This window comes from Achromobacter sp., from assembly GCF_036567245.1.
In the GTDB taxonomy this organism is placed as follows: domain Bacteria; phylum Pseudomonadota; class Gammaproteobacteria; order Burkholderiales; family Burkholderiaceae_B; genus Achromobacter.
In genome coordinates, this window is sequence record NZ_DATCUY010000219.1 from 1 (window position 1) to 7,213 (window position 7,213).

Below are 7,213 nucleotides of genomic sequence, written 5' to 3' on the forward strand. Positions count from 1 at the left end.
AGGCGTCCATCCGCACGCGCGTCGGCCGCGAACTGCCCGCCGCGCTGGCCGTGGCCCCGCCCAAGTCGCAGACGTTGCGCGTCCTGCCCGGCCTTTACGACCACCGCCTGGAATCCGAATCCGCCGCCACCTTCTATGAAGACGCCTGGACCGTGACCTCGGAGGCCGACCGCATCGGCTACCGCTACAAGCAGGGCCGCCCGCTGCGCTTCCGCGCCCGCGAACAGCCCTTCGGCGCGGGCGCGGACCCGTCCAACATTGTCGACGCCTGCTATCCCATCGGCTCGATCCAGGTGCCGGCGGGCGTGGAGCCCATCATCCTGCATCGCGATGCCGTGTCCGGCGGCGGCTACGCCATGATAGGCACGGTCATCAGCGCCGACCTGGACAAGGTCGGACAGATGCAGCCTAACCAGAGCGCTCGTTTCGAAAGGGTGACGCTGGAGCAGGCCGTCGCCGCGCGGCGCGACTACCGCGCCCGCTTCGAGCGCTTGCATCAGGCGCTTAGCGGCTGACCCAAAGGGGCGCGGCAAGTCCGCGCCCAACTTCCCGTTTTTTTCCAGCATGCCGGCCTTGCCCCAGGCAAGGCCGGTGGGCGACGTGCGCCCGTTCCGCAGTCGAACCGCAGTATCCGATCCCGCCAGGAGATCCGTCATGGCCAATCTGACCCAACACAAACCGTCCGAGGAGACGGACAACTCGCTGCATGCCGTCGCCGACAGCGACCGCATGCCCCGCTATGCGCTCACCATGGCCTGGTGGGCCGTGTGCAGTGCGGTGTTCTACATCGTCGTCGGCGCGACCCTGGCGCTGAAGTACGGCGCCCGCAATGCCATCATCGGCATGGTGCTGTCCGTCATTTGCTATGGATTGATCAACGGTGTCATCAGCCGCTATGCCATCCGCACCGGCCTGTCGGTGGCGCTGTTCTCGCGCCGGCTTTTCGGCACCTCGGGCGCGGCGCTGGCCACCCTGATCTTCTTTGCCACCGCGATCTACTACGCGGTGTTCGAAGGCGCGGTCATGTCGGTCGCGGCGCATCATCTCTATCCGGCCGTGCCGTACTGGGCAGTGGCGCTGGCGGTGGTGGCCTACAGCGTGCTGCTGATCTTCGGCAGCGTGCAGCGCTGGCTGGACAAGTTCAACGGGGTGTTGCTTCCGTTCTATCTGCTGGGCCTGCTGCTGGCCGTGGTGATGGCAACGCAGGAGTACGGCTACAGCGACGCCTGGCTATCGTTCGGCCCGCCCGAAGGCCCCGTCGCCGGCGGTTGGTGGGACGCCTTCGTCTACTACATGGGCGTGTGGGTGCTGATGATGTTCACCTTCGACTATGCCCGCTTTGGCAAGCGCGAGGACCAGACTTACCACAGCCGCTACAACTTCGGCATGCCGTTCTACCTGGTGACCTTCCTGCTCAACGGCGTCGCCGGCATCTATCTGGTCAGCACCATTCCCAGCGACGCCGCGCTGTCGGAAGTGTCGGTGGTGCTGGCGCTGCTCAAGCTGATGGGGCTGGGCGGACTGTTGTTCGTGTGGATCACCCAGACCCGCATCAACACGGCCAACTACTACCTGGCCACCATCAATATGCAGGCGTTCTTCGCGCGCTGGCCGGGCACGCGCTGGCCCAAGGCGACCTGGGCGGTCATCGTGGGGCTGGTGACCTATGCGCTGATGCTGCTGGACGTGTTCTCCTATCTGCTCCAGGCATTGGCCTACCAGGGCGTCTTCGTGGTGTCTTGGGTGGCGGTGGCGCTGGTTCATATCCTGGGCGACCAGGAATCCGCGCCGCAGCATGGCGGCGGCGCGGCATTCAATCGCGCCGGCCTTGCAGGTTGGTTCGCCGGCGCAATCTGCGGCCTGGCGCTGATGCACACAGCCGGTTTCACTGCGACCCTGGCCGCTCCCGCCAGCTTCGTGGTGTCGGCGCTGGTGTACCGGATCTGCTCCACGGCGGCGGGACGAATGCAGGCACAGGGCGGCTGATGCCGCTCCCAGGCCGCGCCGCGCGCCGACGCGGCCTGAAACCGCCCTGTGTACACTTTCCAGCACTCCCGGAACTGGTGGAAAGGATTGAACATGCGCGTAGATCTGGCCGCATTGCGGCCTCAGCTCATACGGATTGCCCAGAGCGCGGATACCGGCGACGGCGCCCATGACCTGAGCCACCTGGAACGCGTCTGGAAAGCCGCAGCCAGCATGCTGGCGCACCATCCCGAAGCCGACGCCATGATCGTCATGGCCGCCAGCTACCTGCACGACCTGGTCAACCTGCCCAAGAACCATCCCGACCGGGCGCGCGCCTCGACGCTGGCAGCTGGCCAAGCCTTGCGGGAACTCCAGGCCATCGGCTACCCCGCCGCCAAGCTCGAAGGCGTGCATCACGCCATCGAAGCCCACAGCTATTCCGCCAACATACCGGCCCGGACCATCGAGGCCCGCATCGTGCAGGATGCCGATCGTCTGGACGCGCTGGGTCCGGTGGGGCTGGCCCGCATGTTCCATGTCGGCGGGCAGCTGGGGCGCGCGCTGGCGCACCCCACCGACCCCAGGGGCGCGCACCGGCGTCTGGACGACGGCATTTATACGCTGGATCACATCGAATTGAAGCTCGCGCGCATCGCCGGCACGATGCAAACGGAAGGCGGCCGCGTGCTGGCCGCTACGCGGCTGGACTGGATCCGGCGCTTCCGTGACGAATTCGTGACGGACTGGTCTGCATGACGGCAGGCGGGTGGCGCCGGGATTTTTGGAAACAAGAAGCAAGCGCAGCCTGGGAACGCCGTAGAGCCAGGGGATTTCCGCCATGGCGTAGATGCGTCCGCCCTGACTATCTTGGATAGCCCAGCCTACCGAGTCAGGAGATCTTCCATGGCACAGCAAACGGACAGCAAGCAACCCACGCCGGACCCCGCCGAGCGCAACGCGTTTTTCCCTTCGCCCTACTCGCTATCGCAATTCACCTCGCCCAAGTCGGACCTGTCGAACGCCGATTACCCGGACGCCTATCGAGGCGGCCGCTGGAAGATCCTGATGATCGCAGCCGACGAGCGCTACCTGCTCACGGGCAATGACACGTTCTTCTCCACGGGCAATCATCCTGTCGAGACCCTGCTGCCCATGTATCACCTCGACCAGGCGGGCTTCCAGATCGACATAGCGACCCTGTCGGGCAATCCGGTCAAGTTCGAATGGTGGGCTTTCCCCTCTGAAGACGCCAAGGTCGCGGCCCTATATCAGAAGTATGAACAGCAGTTCCGGCAGCCGCAGGTGCTTGCCGACGTCGTCACGGCCCTGGATCGCGACTCGGACTACCTGGCCGTGTTCATTCCTGGCGGCCATGGCGCGCTGATAGGCTTGCCGTTCAGCGCGGACGTGAATGATGCACTGCAATGGGCCATGCAAAACGACAAGCATGTCATCACGCTATGCCACGGCCCCGCTGCGCTGCTGGCGACCGGCCTGGACGGCGCGAGTCCGTTTCATGGCTACCGCATCTGCGCCTTCCCCGATGGCATGGACAAACAGACGCCAGGCATCGGCTACATGCCCGGCCCCTTGCGCTGGTTCTTTGGAGAAAAGTTGGCGGAACTAGGCATTACCGTCATGAATACCGAGGTCGACGGAAGCACCCTCCAGGACCGCAAGCTGCTCACGGGCGACAGCCCCTTCGCCGGCAACAACCTGGGAAAGCTCGCGGCGCGCGCCTTGCTGGATGAGGCGGCCGCCATCGAAGGCCGCCGCAAGTAGTCCCGCATTAACGGCCTGCGGGGTTCGCGGGCAGCGCCTGGCCTATAAGCGGCGTCGCCATCAAAGTACGAAGCAATCCGCCGAAGCACGCACCGTCATGTCGCTGACCGAAACTCCCCAGGGCTGATCGATGGCCAGCAGTACCGCATCGGCGATGGATCCGGGCTCCAGGGGCATATGCGTGATGCTCTCCGGATCGCGCTGATCGGAGGGCAAGGAACCTTCCTGCAAGCCCTTTGCCATAGTCACGAATTGCTCCATGTTGGCCCCGACTATGCCGACGGCGGCGGCCTGATTGACAACGGCCCCGCCGATCCCTGTGCTGGGCACGCCTGTCGGTTTGATGGTCGTCACCTTGATCTTTCCGCGCGCTTCCATTCTCACGGCTTCCGACATGAAATTGACTGCCGCCTTGGTGGCGCCGTAGATTGCCGCGCCCACCACCGGAGAATTCCCGTATATGGAGGAGATGTTGACCAGGTGGCCGCGCCCCTGCGAGATCATCTGATCATGCGCGGCAATCATGCCGTTGAGTACGCCCTTCATATTGATGTCGATGCAGCGCATCCAGGCATCGTAGGCAAGGGCGTGATCGGCGACGAAGGCAAGCGGCATGATGCCTGCATTGTTGAGCATCACGTCGACCGAACCATATTCCCGCACACTGGCGTCGACGAGGCGCTTCAGGTCATCCAGGACGCGGACATCCGCGGCACTGGCCTGCGCCCGCCCGCCGGCCGCGACAATGCCCGCCACGGTTTCTTCCGCCGCCGCCACGTTGACGTCGCCACACGTCACCAGCGCTCCGCGCGCAGCGGCCTTCTGCGCGACGAGGCGTCCGAAGCCGCCGCCAGTGTGACGTCATACGTCTGGCGGGCACATCCATCGGCGCGTTTTACGGCCGTTTCCAGGACAAGGAAACTTTTCTGGCCGCAGTCCTGGATGCCGCCGTTACCGAGGAGCAAGCGCGAGCCGACAATCTCGTCTGGCAAGATGCCGTCTGGACCGAAGGCACCGCGTCGGATATCGCCGCCGCCATTGTCGTTTTTTACGTCGACGCCTGTCGCCAAAACCAAGGAATGTACCGGGCTGTACTGCGGGATTTTGCGGTGGATGCCCCGGAATCGCACCCCTTGCGCGTCTTGAACACCCACATCCATACCGTGTTCGTACCCGCTCTGGCACGCAAGATGCAGGCCAAGGCAGGCGAAGACGTCGAATCGGAGATCCGCAACGCCATGCAGATGCTGATAGGGACTGTCTCGGTGATGATGTTGGCGAACCCGGGCCCGCTGCGCCTAGAAGACGATGCAATCAAACCGAAGCTGGCTGAAATGATGCGGCGGCTGCTGCGGCTGGCCTGAGGCCGGTGGTTTCGGCAGCCGAAACCACGCACACAAGCAAAAGGCCGTCAGCGATAAATCGCTGACGGCCTTTCTTCATTGGTCGGGGCGGTGGGATTCGAACTCACGACCCTCTGCTCCCAAATTAGAAACGCGCGAACGTCGGCGAACGTCAGCGAACGAATAACCAACTGATTCATAAGGCTTTATACAAATTTCCTTGTTCGTCGACGTTCGCTAATGTACGCTGACAGCCGCAAAAATGTTGTCCCATATGTTGTCCCATATGGCGCATGAGGCAGAAGAACGGAGAGATTCGAGGAAATATGACGAGATACCCAAAACGCGGAAAAGGTGCGCGGTGGACCGTCAAAGAACTGGAAGCGGTACCGGCGGAATGGGTCGGTGATCACCTGGCCGATGGGGACGGCCTGACGGGGGAAATCCGCATTCAGCGCGGCACGATGGCCGTGGTGTGGCGATACGCCTATCGCATGGGCGACAAGGTAAAGAGATTCTACTGCGGCTCATGGCCGGAGCGCACACTCGACGAGATCCGCTCCGCCAGGAACAAAGCGCGGGCGGACATTAAGGCGGGCCGCAATCCGTCAGCCGTCCGCGACTTGGAGAAAGCCCAGGTGCGGGAGGCTATGGCAGCTGAATCTGCCGCTGTAACCGCCGCTGAAGAAGAGGCCACGACCGACGCCCTTTCGTTCCAAGAGATGTATAAAAGCTGGCTGGAATCGGGAGTGAAGCGAGCAGATGGCAACACCGAAGTGAAGCGCATCGTTGAAAAGGACGTGCTTCCCTTGATCGGTGATACTCCCGTGCGATCAATTCGCGAGAAGGATATTGAGCGAGTGATCCGCTCGATTGTCGGCCGCGGTTGCAATCGGCTTGCCGAGGTGACCTACCAAATACTGGGCCAGATGTTCCATTGGGCAGAAAAGCGCCAACCATGGCGAAAGCTGCTTTCGGAAGGAAATCCGGTTGAGCTGGTTGAGCTCGGGGTGCTCCTGGCGGACGATTACGACCCGGATAACGCGCGCGAACGCGTTCTCCCGCCTATTGAGATTGTCGAGCTCCAGACTCGATACCGCGAGTTGGAGGACCAGTATCTCGCTTCGGATGACAAGCGAAAGAGGAAGCCTCCATCCAAGGCGTTGCAGGCAGTTTCCTGGATCTGTTTGAGCACGCTATGCCGGGTAGGGGAACTGCACCTAACCGAAATTACGCATCTCGATCTCCGACAAGGTACGTGGTTCATTCCCAAGGCGAACGTCAAGGGCAGAAAATCACAGAAGCGCGACCACCTGGTCTTTCTGTCACCCTTCGCAGTCAAGCATTTCGAGACCCTTGTCAGCCTGGCAGGATCATCCCGCTGGCTCCTACCTTCGCGCGACAATGATGACGCGGGGGTAGACCAACCGATGTACAAGCAGGCCTTTACTAAACAAATCAAAGATCGGCAAGCCATGTTCAACGGAAAGCCCAAAGCACGCCGCGCTTCGGACAGCTCCCTGGTGCTCGGCAAAGGCCAAAACGGTAATTGGACGCCTCATGATTTACGACGAACGGGGTCGACCATTATGGAATCACTGGGAATCGATCCAAACATCATCGACCGCTGCCAAAATCACGTCATTCACACGGGCAAGAACCGTGTCAGGCGGCACTACCAGCTCTACGACTACGCCGACGAGAAGCAAGCAGCATGGGCGAAGCTCGGCGACTATTTGGAAAGACTGCTGTCGGGAGCTGTGGCGCCAGCCGAGCTTCAAAAGCGGCTAACCGCCAAGCAACTACTCGCGGCGTAAAAAAAGCCGAAGACCGTTCGGTCTTCGGCTGTTGGACGCAGGCGGGCAAGCCTAAATCAAGCCCTTCTGGGCCATAGAAAGGCCGCTACCTGCCGCCACGATCACGTGGTCGACCAATGTCACATTGACCAGAGCCACGGCTTCCTTCAACCGCCGCGTAACCTCAACGTCCGCCCTGCTTGGCTGCGACGAACCCGAGGGATGGTTGTGGGCAATCAAGATGGAATGCGCGTTGTGCCGAATAGCCGCCTTGACGACCTCGCGTGGATACACGCTCGTCTCAGACAGCGTGCCTCTGAACAT

General features: G+C 62.3%; 8 protein-coding genes and 1 pseudogene. 6 read left to right on the forward strand and 3 right to left on the reverse strand.

What is annotated here, in order from left to right; genetic code table 11:
* From VIR09_RS09525 to hchA, 4 genes and pseudogenes are all read left to right on the forward strand, one after another.
* A pseudogene (locus tag VIR09_RS09525) lies at nt 1-515 on the forward strand (allophanate hydrolase); the annotation flags it as partial.
* 139 nt (nt 516-654) lie between these two features.
* Nucleotides 655-1,986, forward strand: a complete 1,332-nt coding sequence (locus VIR09_RS09530; protein ID WP_332012636.1) for an allantoin permease — start codon at nt 655-657, stop codon at nt 1,984-1,986.
* A 93-nt stretch (nt 1,987-2,079) separates the two neighbouring features.
* Entirely contained in the window at nt 2,080-2,724 is a 645-nt protein-coding gene (locus VIR09_RS09535) for an HD domain-containing protein (protein ID WP_332012637.1), read from the forward strand.
* Nucleotides 2,725-2,871: 147 nt separating this feature from the next.
* On the forward strand, nt 2,872-3,750 hold the full coding sequence (hchA, locus tag VIR09_RS09540; protein WP_332012638.1) for a glyoxalase III HchA: 879 nt from the start codon (nt 2,872-2,874) through the stop codon (nt 3,748-3,750).
* Nucleotides 3,751-3,810: 60 nt separating this feature from the next.
* On the opposite strand, the gene VIR09_RS09545 is transcribed toward hchA, so the two are convergent.
* On the reverse strand, nt 3,811-4,548 hold the full coding sequence (locus VIR09_RS09545; RefSeq protein WP_332012639.1) for an SDR family oxidoreductase: 738 nt from the start codon (nt 4,546-4,548) through the stop codon (nt 3,811-3,813).
* A complete protein-coding gene (locus VIR09_RS09550) occupies nt 4,545-4,910 on the reverse strand; it encodes a hypothetical protein (RefSeq protein WP_332012640.1) in 366 nt (121 codons plus the stop codon). The genes VIR09_RS09545 and VIR09_RS09550 overlap by 4 nt, the downstream gene beginning before the upstream one ends.
* On the opposite strand from VIR09_RS09550, the gene VIR09_RS09555 reads away from it, so the two are divergent.
* On the forward strand, nt 4,893-5,114 hold the full coding sequence (locus VIR09_RS09555) for a hypothetical protein (protein WP_332012641.1): 222 nt from the start codon (nt 4,893-4,895) through the stop codon (nt 5,112-5,114). The genes VIR09_RS09550 and VIR09_RS09555 overlap by 18 nt on opposite strands.
* A 272-nt stretch (nt 5,115-5,386) precedes the next feature.
* Entirely contained in the window at nt 5,387-6,910 is a 1,524-nt protein-coding gene (locus VIR09_RS09560) for a tyrosine-type recombinase/integrase (RefSeq protein ID WP_332012642.1), read from the forward strand.
* Nucleotides 6,911-6,961: 51 nt separating this feature from the next.
* Here the strand turns inward: VIR09_RS09560 and VIR09_RS09565 are convergent.
* Nucleotides 6,962-7,213 (reverse strand): JAB domain-containing protein (locus VIR09_RS09565; RefSeq protein WP_332012643.1); only part of this gene is annotated, 252 nt, incomplete at its 5' end.

What these genes read in the sequence shown, in the direction of transcription:
- VIR09_RS09550 (WP_332012640.1), bottom strand. Translation starts at nt 4,910, where the DNA reads ATGGATGTGGGTGTTCAAGACGCGCAAGGGGTGCGATTCCGGGGCATC.
- hchA (WP_332012638.1), top strand. Translation starts at nt 2,872, where the DNA reads ATGGCACAGCAAACGGACAGCAAGCAACCCACGCCGGACCCCGCCGAG.
- VIR09_RS09535 (WP_332012637.1), top strand. Translation starts at nt 2,080, where the DNA reads ATGCGCGTAGATCTGGCCGCATTGCGGCCTCAGCTCATACGGATTGCC.
- VIR09_RS09560 (WP_332012642.1), top strand. Translation starts at nt 5,387, where the DNA reads ATGAGGCAGAAGAACGGAGAGATTCGAGGAAATATGACGAGATACCCA.
- VIR09_RS09530 (WP_332012636.1), top strand. Translation starts at nt 655, where the DNA reads ATGGCCAATCTGACCCAACACAAACCGTCCGAGGAGACGGACAACTCG.